The organism is Sorangium sp. So ce426, assembly GCF_051475585.1.
Classification (GTDB): Bacteria; Myxococcota_A; Polyangia; order Polyangiales; family Polyangiaceae; genus Sorangium; species Sorangium cellulosum_B.
This window is the reverse complement of sequence record NZ_CP150341.1, coordinates 826,656-848,786: the sequence shown is the minus strand read 5'-3', so window position 1 is coordinate 848,786 and position 22,131 is coordinate 826,656. Positions and strand designations below refer to the sequence as shown.

At 69.4% G+C, this 22,131-nt stretch carries 13 protein-coding genes; 6 read left to right on the top strand and 7 right to left on the bottom strand.

What is annotated here, in order from left to right:
* The first annotated feature begins 107 nt into the window (after positions 1 to 107).
* From WMF44_RS03155 to WMF44_RS03145, 3 genes are all read left to right on the top strand, one after another.
* Positions 108 to 1,853: a DUF1592 domain-containing protein gene (locus WMF44_RS03155; RefSeq protein WP_437297631.1), complete on the top strand. Its 1,746-nt coding sequence runs from the start codon at positions 108 to 110 to the stop codon at positions 1,851 to 1,853.
* Positions 1,850 to 3,241 (top strand): DUF1552 domain-containing protein, encoded by a 1,392-nt coding sequence (locus WMF44_RS03150; protein ID WP_437297630.1) that lies wholly within the window; start codon positions 1,850 to 1,852, stop codon positions 3,239 to 3,241. Before WMF44_RS03155 ends, WMF44_RS03150 begins: the two co-directional genes overlap by 4 nt.
* A 148-nt stretch (positions 3,242 to 3,389) precedes the next feature.
* Positions 3,390 to 4,388, top strand: a complete 999-nt coding sequence (locus WMF44_RS03145; RefSeq protein WP_437297629.1) for an AraC family transcriptional regulator ligand-binding domain-containing protein — start codon at positions 3,390 to 3,392, stop codon at positions 4,386 to 4,388.
* A gap of 95 nt (positions 4,389 to 4,483) precedes the next feature.
* Here the strand turns inward: WMF44_RS03145 and WMF44_RS03140 are convergent, their stop codons facing one another.
* Together WMF44_RS03140 and WMF44_RS03135 are read right to left on the bottom strand one after the other, a co-directional pair.
* A complete protein-coding gene (locus tag WMF44_RS03140; protein WP_437297628.1) occupies positions 4,484 to 6,154 on the bottom strand; it encodes a VWA domain-containing protein in 1,671 nt (556 codons plus the stop codon).
* Between the two features lie 103 nt (positions 6,155 to 6,257).
* The gene (locus WMF44_RS03135) at positions 6,258 to 11,882 is read right to left on the bottom strand and encodes a DNRLRE domain-containing protein (RefSeq protein WP_437297627.1); all 5,625 of its coding nucleotides are present in this window, start codon (positions 11,880 to 11,882) and stop codon (positions 6,258 to 6,260) included.
* Between the two features lie 297 nt (positions 11,883 to 12,179).
* Here WMF44_RS03135 and WMF44_RS03130 point away from each other — a divergent pair, with 297 nt between their 5' ends.
* Together WMF44_RS03130 and WMF44_RS03125 are read left to right on the top strand one after the other, a co-directional pair.
* Positions 12,180 to 14,639 carry a membrane dipeptidase gene (locus tag WMF44_RS03130; RefSeq protein ID WP_437297626.1) on the top strand — a complete coding sequence of 820 codons (2,460 nt, stop codon included), beginning with the start codon at positions 12,180 to 12,182 and terminating at the stop codon, positions 14,637 to 14,639.
* 595 nt (positions 14,640 to 15,234) lie between these two features.
* Complete coding sequence (locus WMF44_RS03125) at positions 15,235 to 16,587, top strand: glycosyltransferase (protein ID WP_437297625.1); 1,353 nt, start codon at positions 15,235 to 15,237, stop codon at positions 16,585 to 16,587.
* Positions 16,588 to 16,666: 79 nt separating this feature from the next.
* On the opposite strand, the gene WMF44_RS03120 is transcribed toward WMF44_RS03125, so the two are convergent.
* From WMF44_RS03120 to WMF44_RS03110, 3 genes are read right to left on the bottom strand one after another with little or no spacing between them, the layout of a single operon-like run.
* Complete coding sequence (locus WMF44_RS03120; RefSeq protein WP_437297624.1) at positions 16,667 to 17,242, bottom strand: manganese efflux pump MntP; 576 nt, start codon at positions 17,240 to 17,242, stop codon at positions 16,667 to 16,669.
* Complete coding sequence (gene dmeF / locus WMF44_RS03115; RefSeq protein WP_437297623.1) at positions 17,239 to 18,261, bottom strand: CDF family Co(II)/Ni(II) efflux transporter DmeF; 1,023 nt, start codon at positions 18,259 to 18,261, stop codon at positions 17,239 to 17,241. Before dmeF ends, WMF44_RS03120 begins: the two co-directional genes overlap by 4 nt.
* An 11-nt stretch (positions 18,262 to 18,272) precedes the next feature.
* Positions 18,273 to 18,545, bottom strand: coding sequence for a metal/formaldehyde-sensitive transcriptional repressor (locus WMF44_RS03110; RefSeq protein WP_437297622.1), 273 nt, complete (start codon positions 18,543 to 18,545; stop codon positions 18,273 to 18,275).
* Positions 18,546 to 18,814: 269 nt separating this feature from the next.
* Between WMF44_RS03110 and WMF44_RS03105 the strand changes: the two genes are divergently transcribed.
* Positions 18,815 to 19,837, top strand: a complete 1,023-nt coding sequence (locus tag WMF44_RS03105; RefSeq protein ID WP_437297621.1) for a hypothetical protein — start codon at positions 18,815 to 18,817, stop codon at positions 19,835 to 19,837.
* A gap of 122 nt (positions 19,838 to 19,959) precedes the next feature.
* On the opposite strand, the gene WMF44_RS03100 is transcribed toward WMF44_RS03105, so the two are convergent.
* Both WMF44_RS03100 and WMF44_RS03095 read right to left on the bottom strand, forming a co-directional pair.
* Complete coding sequence (locus WMF44_RS03100; RefSeq protein WP_437297620.1) at positions 19,960 to 21,003, bottom strand: hypothetical protein; 1,044 nt, start codon at positions 21,001 to 21,003, stop codon at positions 19,960 to 19,962.
* Positions 21,003 to 22,097 (bottom strand): hypothetical protein, encoded by a 1,095-nt coding sequence (locus WMF44_RS03095; protein ID WP_437297619.1) that lies wholly within the window; start codon positions 22,095 to 22,097, stop codon positions 21,003 to 21,005. Before WMF44_RS03095 ends, WMF44_RS03100 begins: the two co-directional genes overlap by 1 nt.
* Positions 22,098 to 22,131 lie beyond the last annotated feature (34 nt).

The window sequence follows — 22,131 nt, the reverse complement described above, 5'->3', positions numbered from 1 at the left end:
TCGTACCCATCGAAACGTCTCCACGCTTCGACGACGAAAAAGGTGATCGCGCCCGAGCGGGTCTCCCACCGAGCCCGAGTAGCCAGCAGCCTCGAGCGGAGCCCTGAATGACTACATCATCGATTGAACAATTCAAGTCCCACGGAAGCGTGGGCCTGCTCGCCGCGGCGCTCGCGCTGTCGGCGTGCATCGGCAACCTGGGCAGCGAAGACGGCAAATCGCCGGAGGAGGGCACGAACGGCGCGAGCGGCAGCTCGAGCAGCGGAGGCTCGGGCTCGGGGTCGGCGGGCCCCGGCGAGCCATTGAGGTGCGACGCGAGCACCATCGATCCTGGGCCTTCGCCGATGCGGCTGCTCTCGCGGGAGCAGTACCTGAACACCGTGCGCGACCTCGTCGGCGACGTGCCCGGCCTCGATGCGGCGCTCGGCCCCGCGATCGAGGCGTCGGCGTTCGGCCTCTTGCAGCCGGACGTGACGCAGGTCGAGCTCGAGCATTTCCAGGCCGCGGCGGACGTCATCGCCGCGGCGGTCGCCGGCAATCCGGCGGCGCTCAATACGATCGCGCCTTGCGAGGCCGGGGCCGATCCGCGCGAGTGCGCGCGCCAGCTGGTCGTGGGCTTCGGCGCCCGCGCCTACCGCGCCCCGATCACGGACGCGGCGGACATCGAGCGACACCTGCAGCTCTTCGACGCCGGCGCGGAGACGAGCTACGAGCACGGGGTCGAGCTCCTGCTCCGCGGCATGCTGCAGTCGCCGCGCTTCCTGTACCGCGTCGAGATCGGCACCTCGGAGAAGGTGAGCGATCGCGCCGTGAAGCTCTCTCCGTACGAGGTGGCCGCTCGCCTCTCTTACATGCTGTGGGGCACCCTGCCGGACGCCAGGCTGAACGAGGCCATCGAAGACGGCAGCCTGACAACGAAGGAGGGTGTCGCGGCGCAGCTCGACTGGATGCTCGAGGACGAGCGCGGAGAGAAGCTGGTCCATCGATTCCTCGGCAGCTGGACGCACCTGAACGGCCTGAACAGCGTGGTGAAGGACGCGGACGCCTTCCCCGAGTGGCAATCGCGGTCGTTCCGCGAGTCGCTGCGCGGGCAGGCCGACGCCTTCTTCGACCACGTGCTCGACGACGAGGGAGGCAAGCTGAGCGCGCTCCTCACCTCGACGACGGTCTTCTACAACAAGGATCTCGGCGGCTACTACGGCGTCACCGGCGACGACTCCTTCCAGGCGCTGAAGCGCACGGACGGCGCCACCTCGGGCATCCTGACGCTCCCGGCGCTGCTCGCCGTCCAGGCGAAGCCCGGAGAGAGCTCGCCGATCTACCGAGGGAAGTTCGTGCGCGAGGCGCTGCTCTGCCAGCAGCTGCCGGCCCCGCCGGCCAACATCCCCAAGCCGCCCGAGGTCGACCCGAGCAGCTCGACCCGAGAGCGGCTGTCGCAGCACGAGGTGGACCCGAGCTGCGTCGGCTGCCACCAGCTGCTCGATCCGATCGGCTTCGGCTTCGAGCACTACGACGCGATCGGCCGCTACCGCGAGCTCGACGGCGGCGAGCCGGTCGACGCGAGCGGCAAGGTCATCGCCACCCGCGACATGGACGGCGATTTCGAGGGCGTGGCGGAGCTCGGCGAGAGGCTCGCGGGCAGCGCCGAGGTGGAGGAGTGCGTGGCGCGCCAGTGGTTCCGCTTCGCGATCGCCCGATTCGAGCAGGACATGGATGGTTGCTCGATGGAGAGCTTGCTCGAGACCTTCAAGGCCACAGGCCAGGATCTGAACGCGCTTCCCCGCGCCGTCGTGGAGACGGACGCCTTCCTCTTCCGCCGTCCGATCGACGCACACACGAAGGAGATGCCATGAACCGAAGAGGCCCTATCGACCTCCGCACCCAGATCAGCCGCCGCAAGCTGCTGGGCGGGCTCGGCGCCCTGACCGTCGCGCTCACGAGCCCCGTCTGGCGGAGCGCCACGGTGTTCGGTCAGGACGCGAAGCAGCCGGGCGCCAGGCGCTTCATCGGCATCTTCTCGGCGAACGGCACCGTGCCGTCGGCGTTCTTCCCGCCGGGGGACGCGCACGAGGCGCCGCTCTCGCTCGGCCCGATCCTGGCGCCGCTCGAGGAGCACAAGCAGAGGATGCTCGTGCTCAAGGGCGTGCACATGAACTCGACGGTCGAGGACGAGCTCGGCGTCCCGAGCGAGAACAAACCCGGCGGCCCGCACATGAAGGGCCCCGGCGCCATGCTCACGGGCGGCTCGCTGCTCGCCGGCAGCTTCACGGGCGCTGGCGGCCCCGCCGGCTGGGCGGATCGCATCTCCGTCGACCAGCACATCGCGAGTCGCATCGGCGGCAATAGCCAGTTTCCGTCGCTCGAGTTCGGCGTGCGCATCGAGGGGCAGGAGCCGCTCCGCGTGATCTCGTACCGCGGTCCGAACCAGCCGAACACGGCCGTCGACGATCCATTCCAGATGTACGCGCGCATCTTCGCCAACGCGGATCTCTCCGAAACGGAGCTGCAGCGGCTGATCGCCGAGCGCCAGAGCGTGCTGGACTTCCTCAAGGACGATATCGGCCGCCTGAAGGCGCGCGTCAGCTCCGAGGACAAGGCGCGGCTCGAGGCGCACCTCGGCGGCATCCGCAACATCGAGCAGCGGCTGCAGAGCTCGGCGGTCTCGTGCACGCCGCTCATGATGCCGGAGAAGTTCGACACGCGAGCGATGGAGAACTATCCGAAGGTCGGCCGGCTGCAGACCGACCTGATGCTGCTCGCGCACATCTGCGGCATGACCCGCGTCTCCACGTTCATGTGGGCCAACGCCGATAGCTGGCAGTACTATCCCTGGATCGGCGTGAACGAGGAGCACCACGAGCTCTCCCACGCGGGCGACAACGATGCGGTCGCGAACGAGAAGCTCGTGAAGATCAACGTCTGGCACAGCGAGCAGGTGAAATACGTGCTGGATCAGCTGGCGCTCGCGAAGGAGGTGGACGGCAGCTCGGTGCTGGACAATACCCTGCTGCTCTGGGGCAACGAGCTCGGCGTCGGCAACACGCACACGTACAAGGACATCCCCTGGGTGCTCGCGGGCGGCGCGGGCGGCTACTTCAAGACGGGCCGTACCATGAAGTACGCCGACCTGCCGCACAACAACCTGCTCGTGTCGGTATGCAACGCCATGGGCCTCGACGACGTGACCACCTTCGGCATTCCCGGCGTGTGCACCGGGCCGCTGCCAGGCCTCGTGGCCTGAGCCCCCTCTTCGCCTCGCATCCCCGGGCGCGCCACGCGCGCCGCGCGCCGCGCAGGATACCGGACGGACAGGCGCCCGGCGCCAGGATCCGGGTTGCCCTGGGCGGCTTCGGCCACTACGCTCCGACACATTTGGCTTGTGAGGAACCGTGGTCCCTGCGCCAGCTCAGTCCGCGTTCTCTGATTTCGTCCTGCTCCTTCTCTCCGCAGCGCCCAAGCTCGGGCTTCCGATCGACGCGGTCCTGCGCGACGCCACGCTCCCGCCGGGAGCGCTCCGCCAGCGCGGGTTGCCGATCTCCCTGAGCGCGGCGCGGAAGATCTGGTCCTCCGCCGAGCAATTGAGCGGCAATTCTCTGCTCGGACTGCACGCCGCGGAGCAGCTCGAGGTCGGCTCGCTCGACCTCCTGGACTACCTGACACGGAGCAGCAGCAGCTTTGGAACAGCCCTGGACCGCGTCATCCGCTTCGCTCCGCTGGTCGCCAATGGGGGCGCCCTGAGCCTCGAGGTGACCGGTCGCCGCGCGCATTTCCGCCACCTCTCGCCGGACGGCGTGCCCGCCGTCGCGGATCTCATCGTCAGCTTGATGGTGCTCCGGACGCGGGCGTTCTCGGGCGAGCACATCCGCCCGCTGGCGGTGCGCTTCCGGCACCGCCGCGAGCGCGTCGCAGGCGAGTACGAGCGCATATTCGACGCGCAGGTCGAGTTCGATGCCCCCTATGACGAGCTGGTCTTCGATCGCGATCTCCTGGAGCTGCCCTTCCATTCCGCCGAGCCGCGCCTCTGTGAGATCCTCGAGGACTGCGCGGCGGCGCGCCTCCAGGCGCTCGGCAAGCCCAGCGGGGCGCCGGCGGCCGCCGCCCGCGTCCCGTCGAGCTTCGTCGAGGATGTCCGGCACGCCCTCCAGAGCTGCATCGCCCAGGGCAACCCGAACATCGATCGTGTCGCCGAGCACCTCGGCGTGAGCTCGCGGACGCTCCAGCGGCTGCTGCGAGAGCAGGGCACGTCGCACCGCGCCCTCTTGATGGAAGCGCGAACCGAGCTGGCGAACCGCTACCTGGCCTCGTCCAGCCCCACGAGGCGCACGCTCGCCGCCGGGCTCGGCTACGCGAGCACGCGCTCGGTGTCCCGCGCGCTGCGCCGCCGGTGAGCCGAGCTCACCGGCGGTCCCGACGGACAGGTACGCCACGCGCGCGCGATCCATGCCGACTCAGCCGCACATCGCGCCGAGACCGCCCTGCAGCATCACGGATACCATTGAATCCGAAGCTGCCTGTTGCTCGTCGTGCTCACCTGATAGACAACGTCGTTCGCGGTGCCCGGGAACGGGATCGCGGTCGTCGTGGACCAGCTGTTCGCCGGGGCGCTCTGGGGCGCCCCGCCGTTGACCGACACGCTGACGCCGTTCAGCGGGACGCCGTCCGTCGGGCTCATCTGCAGCGTCAGGGTCGCCGGCGTCCAGCCCGTCGGGAGGCTCGCCCGATCGATCTGGAAGCAGGACGTCCCGTCGACCGACGCGACGATCGACGTGCTCATCGGCCCGAGGCTCTGGCAGGGGGGCGCGGGGTTCTTGTAGAACCCGAACGTGTGCTGCCGCGTGAACATCGGGACGGTGGCGCTGCCGGCGTGGTCCGCGAACACCGTGATGTCGTGGCTCCCCGTCTCGGCGAACTGGCCGATCTTGAGCGAGTAGACGCCGTCGTTGGCCGTCGTGTCGCCGTGCGCGGCGGCGCCGTCGTCATGGAACGACAGGGGCGTGACAGCGCCGCTCGGGCCGGTCATCTCCGCGCTGACCGCGGCGCCCAGCACCGGGCTGCCCAGGTGGCTCACCTCGGCCTCCACGATGAGCGGCGCCGCCCCGACGTTCAGCGTGCTCGGCGTGACCCGGAGCGAGATCGTGTCGGCCAGGGTCGATACCGCGGAGTAGACGTAGATGGGCTGATCCGAGGTGTTGACGGCGCAGAACTGCCAGAACCCCTCCTCGTACGCCTGCGTCAGGTTCAGGGAGAAGCGCTTGAAGTTCTCCGCCGAGAAGAAGGTCAGGTCGGAGCCAGACGCGGCGAAGTTCGCCTCGGTGATCTGGGACGTCTGGTCCCACGGGGGAAGCAAGTAGACCTCCGGCGCGGCCGCCCCGACGAAGATCATCGTGAAATCCACGATCTGCGCCGCGGAGACCAGCGTGTCCGCGCACGCGAACGACTGCGGCGACTGCGGCGACGGAGGCGGGATCTGCGTCAGCCCCTGATCGATCATGCCGCCGTCGCGGCAGTCGTTCGCCATGCGGTTGAACGCGCCGATCAGCTCGAGCTGGTCGATCGCGGTGTCGCTGTCGGCGCGCAGGTAGAGCCCGGGCGAGAACCCGTAGTTCGCCGCGATGTCGCTCATCATCGCCTCGTCCGCCCCCGACCCGAGCGCGATCGAGTGGACCTCGTCCACGCGGCTGAAATAGTCCGCATAGAAGTCGCTCGGAGCAGGCGGCGTGTTGTGCTGACCGTCGGACAGCAGGATGACGCACTCGCGCGCGCTCTTGGTCGGGCTCTCGGAGACCAGCATGTCGAGCGCCTCCTCCAGGCCGGCGCCGATCGAGGTCGACCCGTCGGCGACGAGCGCGTCGACCGCCGCGTCCAGGCCGGACGCCGGCAGCGCCGTCATGGGGTACGTGACCGACGAGGTGTCGGAGTAGCTCGCCACGCCGAGCAGCTCCGTGAACGACTGCGACGCGGGCACGTTGCTCGATACGAGCGTGTTCCAGTAGATCTTGGCCGCCTTCTTCGCGAGCTCGAGGCGGTCGCCGTACATGCTGCCGGACCGGTCGATGATCACCACATGGTTCGTGTCCAGCGGGGCGACCTGGGCCAGCGCCGCGGACACCCCCGCCGCGCTCGCGAGGAGACCGCCGGCGACGCCTGCAAACACTCTGAAAGACCTTCTCATTGCCTTCAATCCTTCTCAAGTATCGTTCAAGACCAAAGTTGCAGAGCGGGGCGCGGTCCTGCGCCCCACTCCATCGCGCCGGCGTTCAGGGCCTCCGGAACACCACCTCGAGCTTGGGGCGCCGCGCGGCGGTCGCGTGATCGCTCGACGTGAACGAGACCTCTCGCCACTTCACCACCTCGTCCTGGAGCCGCATCAGGAAGCCGTGGTTGTTCGCGGGCGCGCTCAGCATGTCCCGCACGAGCGCCGTCACGTCGACGCGCTCGTAGTCCTGACCGTCCGACGTGCTCTGCGGCAGGAGCACCTCGTTGAGCGTCGTGGTCGTGGGCTGGTTGGCCCAGGTCACGGTGTTCTCCTGCCACGCCGAGGTGACGCGCTGGAGCAGGAAGGCGTTGGAGCCGCCGAGCGTCGCGTGCCCCGGGGAGAGGCCGTTCGAGGTACCCTGGCCGTAGAGGCGCGCGTCGGGATCGGCGTAGAGGCTGAGGCGCGCCCGCTCGATCGTGGAGCCCGCCGGGATGTCCGACAGATTGAAGCGGAAGAGGCTCCGGTTCGTGTATTTGACGTCGCTGGACGTCCACAGCCCCGCGGTCAGGTTCGGGGAATTCCCGTTGTTGGTCGCGGCGCCCGAGCCCAGGCTGGTGATGGTCGCGTCGTCGCCGGCGCTGTCGGGCTGGATCTCCAGCCGCTCCGGCTCGTTCTCGCAGCGGCCGCCTTCGACGAACACGCCGCTCACCGCGTCGCACTGCGCCTCGTAGGCCGGCGTGTGGCAGGTGCCGTCGGGCTCCGTGCACGAGCCGATCGGCGCGGCCCCGCAGGCGTCGATCTCCGCGCAGCTGTAGCCGCTCACGAAGTAGCCGCCGGCCTCACGGCAGCTCGCGCTGGAGCCGATACCGCCCGTGCCGAGATCGGTGCAGGTCTGGGACCGGCAGCACGCGCCCTTCGCCTCCAGGCGGCAGCTCGACGAGCAGCCGTCTCCGCTCTGCGTGTCGCCGTCGTCGCACTGCTCGGACGCCTGCTTCACGCCGTCGCCGCAGCAGCGCTCGACGGTCACGCCCGCGTTCTTCACGACGGAGCACTGGATGACGTCGTCCTCGGGGCCCTGGCACGTCCCGCTCACGCACGTCTGCCCCGGTCCCGTCGTGCAATCCGCGTCGTCGAGGCACGTGCAAGGCACGGTGTCCTCGGAGTGGTCGTCGAAGCACGCCTCCACCTCGGCCAGCCACGTCTCGGCCAGGGCGCTGCGGCGCACCAGGTTGAACGCCTCGAGCCCGTTGCTCGTGTCGTACAGCAGCTTGGTCAGGTCGAACGTGGGCGTCGGGTTGTTGACGACGGCGTCGCTGAAGTCGCCGAGCCGCAGCTGGTTGGAGACGGGGGAGCGCTGCGTGTCGAGGCAGCCCCAGTGCATCAGCAGGTACAGGTGCGCCTCCTGGCACGGGAAATTGAGGTTGCCACGCAAGCCGCTCACCAGCCCGACGTACGAGCAGGTCCCGGTCACGAACGCCTCGGCGAGCGCGTCCTTGTCCTGCAGCCAGTCCATCATGGGCCGGCCGTCGATGCAGAGGTTCTCCATCGTGGACACCTGCTCTCCCAGCGCGAAGCCGAAGTCGATGACCTCCTGCACACTGGCCTTCACGTCGTCCGTGGTGGGGGGCAGCGGGTCCTCCGCGTGGAGCGGCATCTCGTCCTTGCACCACGAGAGGAAGTCGGCGGTCTCCGACGTGATGGCCGGATAACGGGTCACCTCCTTCTCCTGGTAGTTCGTCACCTCGCCGAGCGACGTGCTGTCCCACTGGTACGTCGCCTCGAGCCCTGGCTGGAACTTGGCCTTGGCGACCGAGCCGACATCCCAGGATCGGCGCCAGTCCCAGAGCGTGAACTTCCTCGGCTTCTTGAAGAGCTTGAACTCGAGGCCGACGTGGATGCCAGCGTTGAGCGCGGCGATCAGCTCGATCTCGCTCATGCCGTAGGTGGCGATCGCGTGGGCGGGCGCCTCGGGGTTCCTGAGGCCCCAGATCACCTGCTCGGCGTACTGGGCGCCGGCCTGCGGCGCGCACGCGCCGTCGGGCGTGCAGACCTGACCGTAGCCGCAGACGGTGTCCGCGGTGGAAGCATCGTAGTTGCAGCGGCGGGTGCACGCGCCCTCGACGCACGTGCGGCCTGGCTCGCTCGCGCAGCTCGGGTTCGGCTCCCCGCTGCACAGGCACGCGACCGGCGCGCCGCCCACGGTGCACAGCTTCTTCACGGCGTCGCATGTCTCGCCGCTCGCGCAATCGGCGTTCGACGTGCAGCCGCACGCGGACTGGAAGCCGGCCTGGAGCGGGTGGCAGCCGGGGCCCCTCCAGTCGACGACATCGCTCCGGGTCTCGGTCACGCAGCGGTACGCGCCGAAGTTGCCGGGGCACTCGGACTCCGTGACGTCATAGACGACGGCCCCCGGGACCGATGCGTCGCAGTTGCTCCCGAGCTTGCGGACCGTGTACGGCAGCGTATCGCTCACGTAGATGTCGCCCGACGGCAGCACGGCGAGGCCGCCGGGCAGCTCGAAGACGGCCGTCGTGACCAGGCCGTCCTGCCATGTGGCGCCAGGCGCGCCGGCGACCGTGGCCGTGGCGCCGAGCGCCGGGTCGAAGCGCCGGATCCGACCGGGCCTGTTGCCTTCGCCGATGAACACGCTGCCAGCGCCGTCGATCGCGAGCGCCTGCGGCGAGGTGAGCTGGGCGGCCGTCCCGACGCCGTCCGCGGAGCCCGCGGCGCCGTTGCCTGCCACGGTGGTGACCATCGAGGTCGCGATCTCGTACCGGCGCAGCGAGTGATTGAACGCGTCGGCGATGTAGAGATTGCCGCGCCCGTCGGCGACGATGCCGGCCGGCTCGGCGAAGCGCGCGGTCGTCCCCACGCCGTCGGCGTTCCCGGACAGGGGCGCCTTGCCGGCGACCGCGATGTTCGCGCCCGTCGCCAGATCGATCCAGATCAGCGTGCGGTTCGCGCTGTCGGTGACGTACAGGTGGTTTCCGACCACGGCCACATCACGCGGCGTGCCGACCACCGTGCGGTCGGCGATCGTCGTGACCTGGTTGCTGCTCAGCGTGAGCTTGCGGATCGTGCGGCTGCCGCGATCCGCGAGGTAGAGGGCGCCGTCGTGGAGCGTGATGCCCGAGAGGGTGTTGAACCGCGCGGCGGTGCCCACGCCGTCTGCGGTGCCCGGAAAGGTCGACCCCGCGATCGTGGTCACGGCGCCGCTCGTCACGTCGATGCGGCGGACGGCGGTCCGATCCGCGACGTAGAGCATGCGCGCGGCCGCGTCATAGGCCAGGTCGCCGGCCTGGAGGAAGCGGGCCTGCGCGTAGCTGCCGTTCGTGAGGGCGCGCGACCCGGCCAGACCGAAGGGCGACGACGCCACGGGGAGGCAGCAGACGCCGTGCTTCTGGCAGCCCGAGATGTCGCGGAGATCGTCGCTCCGCACGTCGGTCACGCAGGTGCCGTCGCTGTCGCACTCGTCACAGGTCTTGTTCGCGTTCCACTTGGCGGTGAAGCCTTGCTGGAAGGCGGTCTTGAGCAGCTTTGCCTTCTTCTCCTTCATGAAGGTGGCGAACAGCTCGTACGAGAGCTTGCCCGAGTCGCACCACTCCTCGGTGATCCCCGTCCAGTCGTCGATGCAGGCGCGGCCGCCGGTGATGAAGGTGAGGCAGCAGGAGTTGTTGGTGTCGAGCGGGGAGCAGCCGAGGTTCAGCTCGGACTCCTCGACGAGCCGGTTCGAGCAGTACGTCTGATCTTTGTGGTTGAAGACGGGCTTGCACTCGAGGTCCTCGTCAGGGTTGCTGTTCACGAGCGCCCGCTCGAGCGAGGTGTTGAGATCGACCACGCCGCCGGAGCCGCTCGGCTTGAGATCCACGGAGAAGCCGATGCTCGCCTCCACGCCGACCTTCAGCCGCTTGCCGAGCGGCACGCCGAGGAAGAGCTTCGCGCCGATCTCCGGCTTGACCGAGACCTCCGTCCCCGCCTCGCCCGTCACGTCCGGCGCCTGGAACGCGTGCATGTCGCGATCGAAATCGACGTTCTCGATCTTGTGGTTCGTGTGTTTGTTGAGCGCCTCCTGCAGGCGCTTGCGCATGAAATAGGCCTCGTCGTACCACTTGACCCCGGCGCCGAGCCGGAAGTACGGGATGAGGAACGCGCCGGGGACCGGGGGGAGCGGGATCTTCGTCAGCTCCTTCTCGATCGGCTTCATCTGGAAATCGAGGTTGAGCGCAGCGGCCATGACGGCGGCGGAGCGCCCCTCCCAGGGCTCGACCGGCTCCGCCGCGCCCCTGGGCCAGGTGGCCGGGCTCGGAGCGCCGCTCGGCGTGTAGTCCGCCGCGTAGGAGAACGGCATGTAGGTCCCGATGAGGAACTCCTGCGGAGCCACCCGGCCGTCGCCGTCGGTGTCGAGCGATTCGACCTGATCCCCGTCCGCGAGGTAGAAGAGCCCTTTTCGCTTCGCCGCGGCGAGGCTGAGGCCGCCGCCGCCCGAGTGGCCGAAGGCCTCGATGCCGAGCGGGGCCTCGCGGTTGAACCACTTGTACCCGTCGAGCTGCATGTTGAACTCCATCCCCGGCTGGATGCTCAGCGTCTTACCGAACGCCGTCACGGCGAAGCCGCCGGTGCGCATCTGGGCGCGCCGCTCCTCGCTCAGGTTGTGCGACGTGTAGCGGCCGCCGATGCCCCACTTGCCGTCGCCGCTCTCGACCATCGTGGCGTACGCGCCATGGCCGGCCCAGGGGATGCACATGTGCAGATCGGGCCGCTGCTCGGAGTAGCTGCCGAGGTGGTAGCCCTCGGTGTAGAGGTCGATATAACACTGGATCTTCGCGAGCAGCTCCGTCGCGTTCTCGAGCTCGCCGCCGGCCTGCTCCAGGAAATCGGCGAAGCGCCCGTCGGCGATCTCGCCGGCCATCTTGTCGAGCCACTTGACCACGCTGCGGGCCCATTTCGCCTTGCCCTCCTGGGTCTGCTGGACGTCGTTGGAGAGCCAGACGAGCACGCCGATGCTGCAGGTGTTCGTCGGCGTCGTTGCCGGATCGCAGAAGTCGGAGCACTCCTCGTAGGTCGTCTGGCCCTTCTGGATGACGTCCGTGCACCCGGCGTCCACGCGCTGGGTGCAGATGCACCTGCCTTTGCCGGCGTCCTCGACGGTCTCCGTTTCGGGGGCGTTGATGGCCTTGGCCGTCTTGTTGACGATCGACGAGAGGAGCTGCATCGACTGCAGGACATGGAAGTTCGTGGTGATGTTCTGGAGATCGGCGCCCTTCGGGTTCGGGTTCTCCGGCATCTTGCCGAGCAGGTTCGGGTCGCACGCCTTGGGCTTGAACTCGAAGCCTGAGCCTCCGCCGGCCCCGCTCGCGCTGCTGGCGCTGCTCGACGCGCTGCTGGCGCTGCTCGACGCGCTCGCGGCGCCCGAGCCGGTCTCGAACTCCTCGAAGACGGCGTCCGGCCGATCGGGCTGCTGAGACCACCTCGGCCAGCTCGGTGCGCCGCTCTGGCAGCCCACGTCGTCCGCGGAGCAGAGCGCTTGCTGCACGCTTCCGATGGGCTCGTTCGGCTCGCTCGGCTCGTCGGCGCCGCCCGCGCAGGCCGATGCGATGATGCCCAGGCAAAGGAGGAGCGGGAGGCGCCCTGCGCGCCTGGGATCCGCGAGGGCGTCTCGTGATTGGATGAGCTGACGTATCAGCATGGACCTGAGAGCTGTCATTGAATCAACCCCGACGGCCTGATCGGCCGAGATGAGCGGACGTGACGCGGTCGGCCGCCGTGCCCGCTCGCGGAGCGGCTCGCGGTCTCCCATCGTTGCGTGGATTAGCTGCCTCCGGGCCTCCGGCGAAGGCGACAAACCGCGCCAGGCGCTGACAAAACCCGCCACGCGCCGCGCGGGCCCGGTTCACCGCTTGAAAATGCGGTGGGGACGACCCCAGGAACCAGGCGTCCTCGGTGCCTGAATCCCCCACGACCGAACCCCCGGACCGCGACACCCATGACCTGCCCCGACGATCGCCTGACGCGTGCCCTATCGACTCGACCCGGCCCGGCGCCCCGAGCGCGCCGCCGGCGCTGGCCGCGCCCCTTCGCGACCGCGGCCCTGGCCGCCCTCGCGCTCGCGACGTCCGCGTGCGACCCGGGAACGCCGTCGCTCCCCGGTGACCAGGGCACGACAGACGATCTCGCGCTCTCTGCTTCGCTCGGCCTCTCCGCCGGCGCCGCGGCGGCAGACGGCACGGCGCTCCCGGTCCCCTCCCCGGCGGCGCCCGGCGGAGCGCCGGTGAGCGGGTTCGCGGACCTGCACTTCCACATGATGTCGGAGGAGGCGTTCGGGGGCGGATGGCTCCACGGCAAGCACGACGGCGCCGGCGCGCTGGACGATTGCGACGGCGGCGGTCCAGGGAGCGATCACGCGCGCGTTCGACAAGATCTCAGCGCGCTCCTGGACCGGTGCCCCCAGTCGACGATGCTCGATTTCGCCAGCAACGGCGCGCTGTCGGCGCTGCTCGGCCTGGGAGGCGGCGTCATCGGCTCGGAGGTGATCGGCCAGACGGAGGGGACGAGCGGCGACACAGGGCTCCACCTCGAGCGAAAGCGCTCCTCCGAGGGGTGGCCGCGCTGGGACACCATCGCTCACCAGCAGGGTCACGTGAGCTGGCTGCGCGCGGCCCACGATCGCGGGCTGAGCCTCATCGTCATGTCGGCGGTGAGCTACGACTGGCTCTGCTCGATCCTGCCGGAGCAGAACCGGCAGCGGGCGTGCGACGAGATGGTGGATGTCGATCTCCAGATCCAGATGACCCACGCGCTGGCCGCTCGCAACGCCGGCTGGATGGAGGTCGCGCTCTCACCGGCGCACGCCCGGCAGATCATCGGCGCGGGCAAGCTGGCGGTGGTGCTGTCCATCGAGGCCAGCCACCTGTTCGGCCGAGACGTCGACGCGGCGAAGATGCGCGCGCAGCTCGCCAAATACCATGCCCTCGGGGTCCGGACGCTCCAGCCGGTGCACCAGGTCGACAACGCCTTTGGCGGGGCGGCGCTGCACAACCCGATCTTCCAGCTCGCGCAGTACACCGAGAGCTGCTCCATCGACACCGACTGCGGCGCCACCCTCGCGGGGATCACGCTGGGCATGGATGTCGACGCGAGCTGCCGCAACGTGCGCGGGCTGACGCCCCTCGGCGAAGCGCTCGTCGGCGAGATGATGGACCGGGGGATGCTGCTCGACGTCGCGCACCTCTCGGAGCGCGGCGTGGATCGGGTGTTCGAGCTGGCGCGGGCGCGCGACTATTATCCGATCTACATCTCCCACGGTCACTTCCGGGAGATCATGGCCCCGGCGGTGGCGGACAAAGAGAAGTCCACGCCGGCGCGGGTGATCCGGATGCTCCGGCAGACCGGCGGCATCTTCGGCCTGCGCACGGCGCACGACGAGACCCGGCAATACAGCCGCAGCTCCGTCGAGAACAGCTGTCAGGGCTCGTCGCGCTCCTTCGCGCAGGCTTACGAGTACGGGCGGCTCGGCCTGAAGGTCCCGATGGCCTTCGGGGCAGATCTCAACGGCTTCATCCAGCAGACCCGGCCGCGCTTCGGCGAGGACGGCGCCTGCTCGGCGGCCTTCCAGGCAGAGGCCGATTGCCAGGCCTGGGAGCAGCGCGCGCAGGGGCCCGGCCCCCTGGGGACGGAGTTCGACGAGAAGGGCCTGGCCCACGAGGGGATGCTGCCCGACCTCCTGGCCGATCTGGATCGGCTGGGCGTGGACACGACCGGCCTGAGATCCTCGACAGAGTCCTTCCTTCGCATGTGGGAGCGCGCCCAGGGGCCGCGGGCGGGGATGGCCGATCCCGCCGCCGATCTCGACGAGAGCGGCATCGCGCCTTTTGCGACGGCCGAGGAGCGGGAGTCTGCCTATCCCACGAAGTGCGGCGCGGCCTACTGCCCCGGATTCCAGGTGCTCGGCGGGAGCTGCCGGTTCGATGAAGAGTGCGAGAGCGGCCAGTGCACCGCCGTCGCCTGCAACGCGATCCCGGGGCGCTGCGTCTGCAACGACGACGCCGACTGCGGCAGCGGCCTCCGCTGCGCGCTCAAGACGCCCGGCGTCGGCGGCGACAACGCCTGCGAGCCGAAGAAGGCCGAGCATCAATTGTGTACGCGCGACAGCGAGTGCGCCTCCGGCCGCTGCGGCGGGCTGCTCGCCGGCGCGGGCTTCTGTTACACGCCCGGCTCGAAGACCATCGGCCAGGGGTGCCGTGTGAACGAGGAGTGCCCCAGCAACCGCTGCGGCGATCTCACCCAGACGTGCCTCTGCCGCTCCGACGCGCACTGCGCGGCGGGCCAGTTCTGCGGGTGGGGCACCAACGAGGGCGAGTGCGTGGACAAGCGCGGCCGGGGAGCGGCGTGCACGAAGGACAACCAGTGCGCATCCGGGAACTGCAGGTTCCTCTTCTGTCGCTGACGCGTCATGCGACATCCCCCACGTCACCAATCTCACTTGCCTGGACGCAGGTCGATCGCCGGCGTCCGACTGACCGCGACGGGAGCGATGACGCGTGGACCCGCCCGTCGTCGACGAGCGCCCCCACACCTTCTTCAATGCCTCTCCGTCGCTGAGGCGCCGGTTCCGCGGGGCAAAGCCGTATGCGGCCGCGGAAGAGACCCGACATGCGCGCCAAGGCTGGAAGTCACGGACGGATCCCGTCCAGCCGGAGCGAGCGCACGGCGCGCGGCCCGGCCTGGACAGCCATCCTCGCGCACTGCCGTCTTACCATTCATCACAGTTTTTTATTGCCACATTCCGGGTCCGGCCTATATTCCACACCAATCAATCTTGCTACCGTCCGCCGCGCATCGCGCTCGACGTGCTGCAGCGCTTACGCTTTTCAAGCCCAGGACGCTCGTCCCTCGTCGCTTCGCTGCGTCGGCCAGGGAGCGGAGCGCCGCTCCGCCGATCGGGGCAGCCAGATCCCGCCTCGAGGAGCCAGACAACGCAGGCACGCTGGACGAGCAGCGCGCGTCGACACCGTTCCATTCGTTTCGTTCGAGGGGGAGACATGGATGTTCGTGACATTTACGGCGCGGGAGGTCGCGACCAGGGCCGGGTGGGGCTTCCATGGAAGCTCGGGATCGCGCACGTGGTGAGCAGCTTGAAGGCCGGCGACGCCGGGCGGGTGGTCGTCGATCTGACGGCGCTCCAGCGCGCTGCGGGCCATCACGTGACCGTGATCGCCATCGCCGAGGATCCGGACGGTCCGCGGGCAGAGCAGCTGCGGCGGCGCGGCGTCGAGGTGCATCTCCTGCCGAAGCGCCGCGGCCTCCACGTGAGCATGACCGCCCGGCTCGTCGCGCTCTTCAGGGCGAGAGGGATCTCGCTCGTCCATGCGCACGACCTGCAGCCGCTCCTCTATGCCGCGCCCGCAGGCTGGCTGCACCGCGTCCCGGTCGTCCACACGAAGCACGGCGCCTCGGACGACCTGCAAGGCCGGCGATGGCTGCGCAGCGCCGCCGCCGCGTTCGTCGACGCCCACGTCGCGGTGTCGCGGCCGGCCGCCGAGGCCCTGGTCAACCAGGGTCAGGTCAGCGCCGAGACGCTGCACGTCGTCGCCAGCGGCCTCGACCTGTCGCGGTTCGCGCCCGATCCCGTGGCCAGGGCCCGTGTCAGGGCCGAGCTCGGCATCTCGCAGCGGGCCTGGGTGCTCGGGAGCGTCGGGAGCCTCTCTGCCGTGAAGAACCATGCAATGCTCCTGCGCGCGGCCGCGCAGGCGCTGCCGGAGGACGGGCGGCTGCTCCTCGCCGGAGATGGCCCGGAGCGGGCGCGGCTCGTCGCGCTCGCGCGCGAGCTCGGCCTGTCCGAGCGCGCGCTCTTCGTCGGCGGGCGGCACGGCGTGCCCCAGATCCTGGCCGCGCTCGACGCGTTCGCCCTCACCTCCGTCGCCGAGGGCCTGCCGCTCGCCATGCTCGAGGCGATGGCGGCCGGGCTCCCCGTCGTCGCGACCGCGGTGGGCGGCGTGCCAACGGCCCTCACCGACGGATACACGGGCTTCCTCGTGCCTTCCGGGGACGCCGAGGCGCTCGCGGCCAGGCTGACGGAGCTCCGCGACGACCCCGCGCTCGCCGCGCGCATGGGGCGGTACGGCCGGAAGGTCACGCTCCAGCGCTACTCCGCTGCCCGCATGGCCGAGCGTTACATGGACCTCTACACGCTGCTGCTCGTACGGCGGCTGCACCGCGGCATGCCCGCCGTCCGGCCGAGCGACCTGCTCGCTTATGCGCGGAGCTCGTCCTTCGTGCAGCGCGCGTTCGACGTCAGCGAGGTTGCCGAGGCGCCGGGCGGCGGCTGGGGAGCGCCGCGCGGCGGCGCGACGGCCAGCGCGCGGCCGCGCTCGCCGATAGCGCTGCCGATCTGAGCGGGCGCCGCGGCGCAACTCGAGCTCGCCTCGGCCCTGCGCGCCCGGAAGCCGGCGGGCGCGGTCCGCGGGGACACGCCTACGACAGCACAAGGTGTTCGAGGAGGATCTTGAACCCGAGCCCGATGAGCACGACCCCCCCAGCGAGGTCGAGACGCTTGCCGAGCATCGCCCCGAACCGCCGGCCCGCGAAGAGCCCCGCTGCGCTGAGCAGCGCCGTGACGACGCCAATCGTCACGACGGAGATCGCGAACGGGGCGTTCAGCATCGGCAGCGTGATGCCCACGGCGAGGGCGTCGATGCTCGTGGCGATCGCCAGCACGAACATCGAGCTCAACGCGAAGGGATCGGTCGTGGTCTCGCCCTCGCCGCCGTCGTCGCCGTCGCCGCGGGCTTCCCAGAGCATCTTTCCGCCGATGAACGCGAGCAGCACGAACGCGATCCAGTGATCCCACGCTTGCACGCGCGGACCGATCCGCGCTCCGAGCAGCCAGCCGATGACGGGCATCAGGGCCTGAGCGCCGCCGAAGAACCCCGCGACGAGCAGGACATGGCGCGCCCGGATCGCCGGGACAGACAGCCCTCGTGCCGCCGCGACGGCTGTCGCGTCCATCGCGAGCCCGAGCGCGAGGAGCAAGATCGCGCTGAAATTCAAGAGCCCCTCCGCGCGTCACCGGCGGAGAGCGGGTGAACCTCGACCGTGACGTGCTGGAGGCTGGCGATCGGGACGAGCGCGTCACGGTAGGCGGAAGGCGCCAGTGGGCTCGGCACCGCGACCGAAACGATGCAGGCGCGCGCGCCGGGACCGATGTCCCACAGGTGGAGATCGACGACGCTCGCTCCTGCGAAGGTGGACTCGATGCGATCGCGGATGCGCCGAGCAAGGGACTCGGAAGGGACGACGTCGAGCAGCTGCCTGGCCGCCTGCCGGCAGAGTCCGTAGCTCCACTTCGCGATGACGAGCCCGCCGACGATGCCCATCGCGGCGTCGAGGAACGTCCAGCCAAGATAGCGCCCACCGAGGAGGGCGAGGATCGCGAGCACGCTGGTCAGCGCGTCCGCGAGGACGTGGAAGTACGCCGCGCGCAGGTTGTGGTCGTGCCCGTGGTGGTGGCCATGGGCGTGCTCGTCGTCGTGATCGCCATGGTCATGGTCATGGTCGCGGTGATCGTGGTCGGGAAGGCTGTCGCGCGCCTCGTGATGGTGATCGTCGGCGTGGAGGAGCTTCACGCTGGCGAGGTTGACCGCGAGGCCAACGACGGCGACGGGAAGCGCCTCGGAGAAGGCGATCGACTCGGGATGGAGGAAGCGGCGCAGCGACTCGACGACCATGAGGAGCGCGATGAGCGCGAGCACGACCGCGCTCGTGTACCCGGCGAGGGCGTGCACCTTGCCCGTGCCGAAGGAGAACGCGCTCGACCCGGACTGATTGCGCGCGAACCAGTACGCGAAGGCCGCCATGCCGAGCGCGCCCGCATGCGTGGCCATGTGCCAGCCGTCGGCCGTGAGCGCGAGCGAGTTCGTCGCATGGCCGACCACGAGCTCCGCCACCATCATGGCGAAGGTCAGCGCAACGACCCACCGGGTCCTGGCTTCGTGCGAAGGCGCGGCGGCGCCGTGGTCGTGGGCGTGTCGAAGCTGGGCGAGCCGATCGGATCCCGTGGAGTCGCTCATCGTTGCTTCCTTCACTTCACATAGGCGCGGACGATCTGGACCAGCTCCTCCGCGGCCTCCCGCTGAGGTGCCGTTGCGCGCTCCCCGTCGATGACGTGTGTACGGATGTGACCTTCGATGAGCTCGCCCACGAGCCCGTTCAGCGCGCCGCGCGCCGAGGTCACCGTCTGCAGGACCTCCGAGCAACCCGCTTCGCCCTCGAGGGCCCGCTCGACCGCTTCGAGCTGCCCACGGATCCGCCGGACGCGGGCGATGAGCTTCTTCTTGTTCTCGACCGTGTGCACGCAGATAGCATAGGGGGGTATACTATATGGGTCAAGCGCCGCGCGCTGGCTCCCCTCGGAGGCCGGCGACGGTCGGTGTGCAGGTTCGCCGCCTCACCGAGGTCGCAGAGGCCCTTGTGCCTCACCAGCCATGTGACGCTTCCCCCATTTCTCTTGGAAAGCCCGATTACATATGAAACAATCCCCCGCGCTCCTCGGATCACGCGTTATCCGGTGAGTCTGGGGATCCTCCATGGCCGGATTGCAAATGTGTTCACTCCGAGGCCCCAATGACCATTCACGTCACCACAAATGAGGACATTCGGAAAGCAGTCCGGCGCGGGCTTCGCCTTCCTGTGTGTTTCATGCGCGATAACGTGCTGGAGGGACCGTGCGCGTCCGAACCCGAAGACCACTGTGAGCAACGATGCGACTACTGGGACCTTCGAGGGCGGGAAAGGACGCAATTTCGTTCGCGGTTTCATGATGTCATCAATGCGTTGAGGTCGCAGCAGAGGATCGTCGTATGGACGTCCGGGTTGTGGAGCGACAGGCTGATGCTGTGGGCGCTCTGCGCGTGGAGGCTCCGCTATCGGCCCGAGCATCCGGATCTCGACCTCGTCGTCCTGGGAGATGCGCCGGAGGATGGGTTTAGCCGTGGATTCGTCCACGTGAAGCCGGCTGACGCGCGCCGCGGTCTGGACGACGCGCGCGCTCAATCTCGGACGCGCGTCCAGCACATGGCGCGCTCCTGGCGAAAGGTATCCGGTCGGTCTCCGGTCCTGTCCACCGAGGGTGGGCGCGCAGCTCGAGCACCGAAGGATCTCGTAGCGCTGGGCACCCACCAAGCGGCATTCTTTCCTCGAGTGGACGGTAGCGCGCTCACCCTATCCTGGGTTGACGAGCTCTTGTTCGCGTGCCTCGACAAAGACTGGATGACGCCCGTGGACGTATTTGTACACCGTTCATCGGCTGGCGAAGAGCTGCGTAATGGTTGGGGGGCGCGCATCAGCGATTGCTTTATCGCCATGCGGCTGCGCCAGTGGGCCGAGCACCGTGGGGCTGAGGCCGCGCTGGAGAGTGTTCCCTACAGGACGGACAGAGCACCTATGCTGGAGGCTCGCTATAGATTGACGGCTGTCGGCGAGGAAATAAAGCGACACTGTCTCGCTGAAATCGCCCAAGGGCCGCCGCTGCCGGTATGGGGCGTCACGGCGTACGACCCAGGGGCTCCTTGGGTCGCGGTGGATGACGGCGCAGAGCAAAAGCGCCTCCAGCGCCTCGGAGAGCCCTCCACGCAGGACGCGGGATGACGCGTCGAGGCGCGCGCCTTCCTTGGACCACCTCCTCGATGCCACGGACCGCGCCGGGTCAGGCGCGTGATCCAGATCCTTCATCTCGGGCGTCGTGATGGACTGATCCGGCGGCGCGAGGCTCAACCCCCGGGCGCGGGCTCGCAGCAATGGACACGGCGGCCCTCGCCTCGCAGCGGAACGCCGGGCTGCGCTGTCCCACTGACCGGCGCGCACGTGGCGAGCTCCTCCTTCGTCAACTCCACGCTCAGGCCCCTCGTGGGCGCCTCGCCGGGGGTCTCCACGCACGCCCCGGACGACACCGGCAGCGTCCGCGTGATGACGTGCTCCGTGCAGCTCTTGTCCGCATACAGGGACACCGTCATCTTGCATTCTCGCGGCTTCACCTCGTCGCAGTCGCAGGAACAGCCATCGAGCCCCTCATAGAGCTCGAGTCGTTCGGGGAACTCCGGGGGGCACGCCGCCGACGGGTCATCGGACACCTCGCGGATCGGCACGCAGGTGCGAAAGCCCTCCGGCTTGGGTGGCATACACACGTATCCAGGTTCATCGCATCTTCCACCATAGACATCGTTGTAGCACAGGACCGCGACCGTCCCCCATGTCGCCTCCACGTCCTTCGGGGCGAGGTACGGGCGGCAAGGATCGCGATCGCGAAATGGCTCGTGGGGCTCTACAGAGAGCACGGACTGCGCCTTGATGGCGAAGGAGTCGCGCGGCGCGAAACAGCCACCATCCCATGCCGGCGGCGGGAACGTAGGCCAAGACAGCGTCCCTTCGCAAGCTTGGCCGCTGGGCCCCGCCCTCGTCGCCACCGAGAGGCTCGTGGGAGGCAGGCACGGGCGGGGCTCGCACAGGCACTCGGGGCAGCGGTCCGTGTCCCTCAGATCGGCGTAGGTGCCTGCGTGTTCCTGAGGGAACAGGCCGAGCGACCTGCAATCAGGCGCTTCGCTCGCCTTGCCCAACCAGACATAATTGGAGTGCAACCACTCGCCTCGGAAGTTCCTGCGGGTGCGAACGCACTCGTAGGGGCAGCCATAGTAGTACGGGTCGGGAGGGGGGGTCTCGTAGCACGACGCCCCGAGCAGCGTCACGCTCGCGCCGAGCGCCAGCAGCGCGGCCGCCTTCAACCCCACCCGCGCCGAGACCGTCGTCCTCGCTCGCATCACATTCCCTCCGGCAGACAGCACAGCGTCCTTCTTCCTTCCACCTCTCGCTCGCCGGTGAGCTCCCCGCCGCTCGGCGCACAGCTCCCCGGCGAGTCGACCCGCCACACCGCGCTCATGCTCCCCAGCGTCGAGCCGGGCTCGGCGTCGTGACAAGACCCGTTCTCACCGACCGCGACGGAAGCGACCATCTCGCCGCACGCGGTGTCCTCGAACGTCGACACGATCGCCTCACACGCGCTCGGAGCGGTCTCGTGGCACGAGCACTCCGTACACTTGCGATCGTCCTTTGCCACCATCCAGAACGTGAACTTCTCCGAGTGCCTGGGGCCCTCGATGTCCTCGCCGTCGGGGCACTCGATGTAGTCCCCTTCGACCTCCGACAGGAGGCAGCGGCGCCAGCCTGCAGGGAGCCTCTCCTCGGCGACGCAGCGATGACCCTTTTCCGGGCAACCGCTCGCGTCGGCGTCCACGCACACGACGGCGACCTCCGTGCTCCCCGGCAGCGCGCCGTCGCGCGGCACGGGGGCCGCCACGACCTCGCAGGCGCGCTCCGTGACCGGCGCGATCGCGAAGGAGCCGAACGCGGCGGCGGGCACCGTGCCGGGCGCGACACACGCCCCGTCCCAGCCGGCCGGCGGCTCGAACGGGGTCACCGTCTCGCCAGGGCCCTCGTCGCACATGTAGCCCGAGGTGACCGAGAGGCCGGCCGGGAAGGCGCACGCAGGCTGCGTGCACACGCACGGGTCGCATCCTGGATGAGGCGCCGGCTCCGCATGGAGGAGCTCGAACGTGGAGACTTTCGTGACGTCGTCGGGACCCCCGCCCCGCCGCACCGCGCCGCACTCCGGCGCCAGGCCAGCATGCCCCATCCACACGAGGACCGGCATCTGCCCGAAGCTGCCGAAATTGGCATCGACGCAGATCCCGTCGCAGGCCCCGTTGTTGGTGCCGTCCTCGGTGATGAAGTCGCACGCCAGGAGCTCGGCGCAGTCGTAGCCGTCGACCGCCCCGCAGCCGCTCGCCGTCGCGACCGCCGCGCCGCTCAGGCCGATCACCGCCGCCAGGATCCGCCCCGTACCCCACCGCGCCATCGCCGCTCCTCCTCCGCGCCTTCCGCGCCTCGCC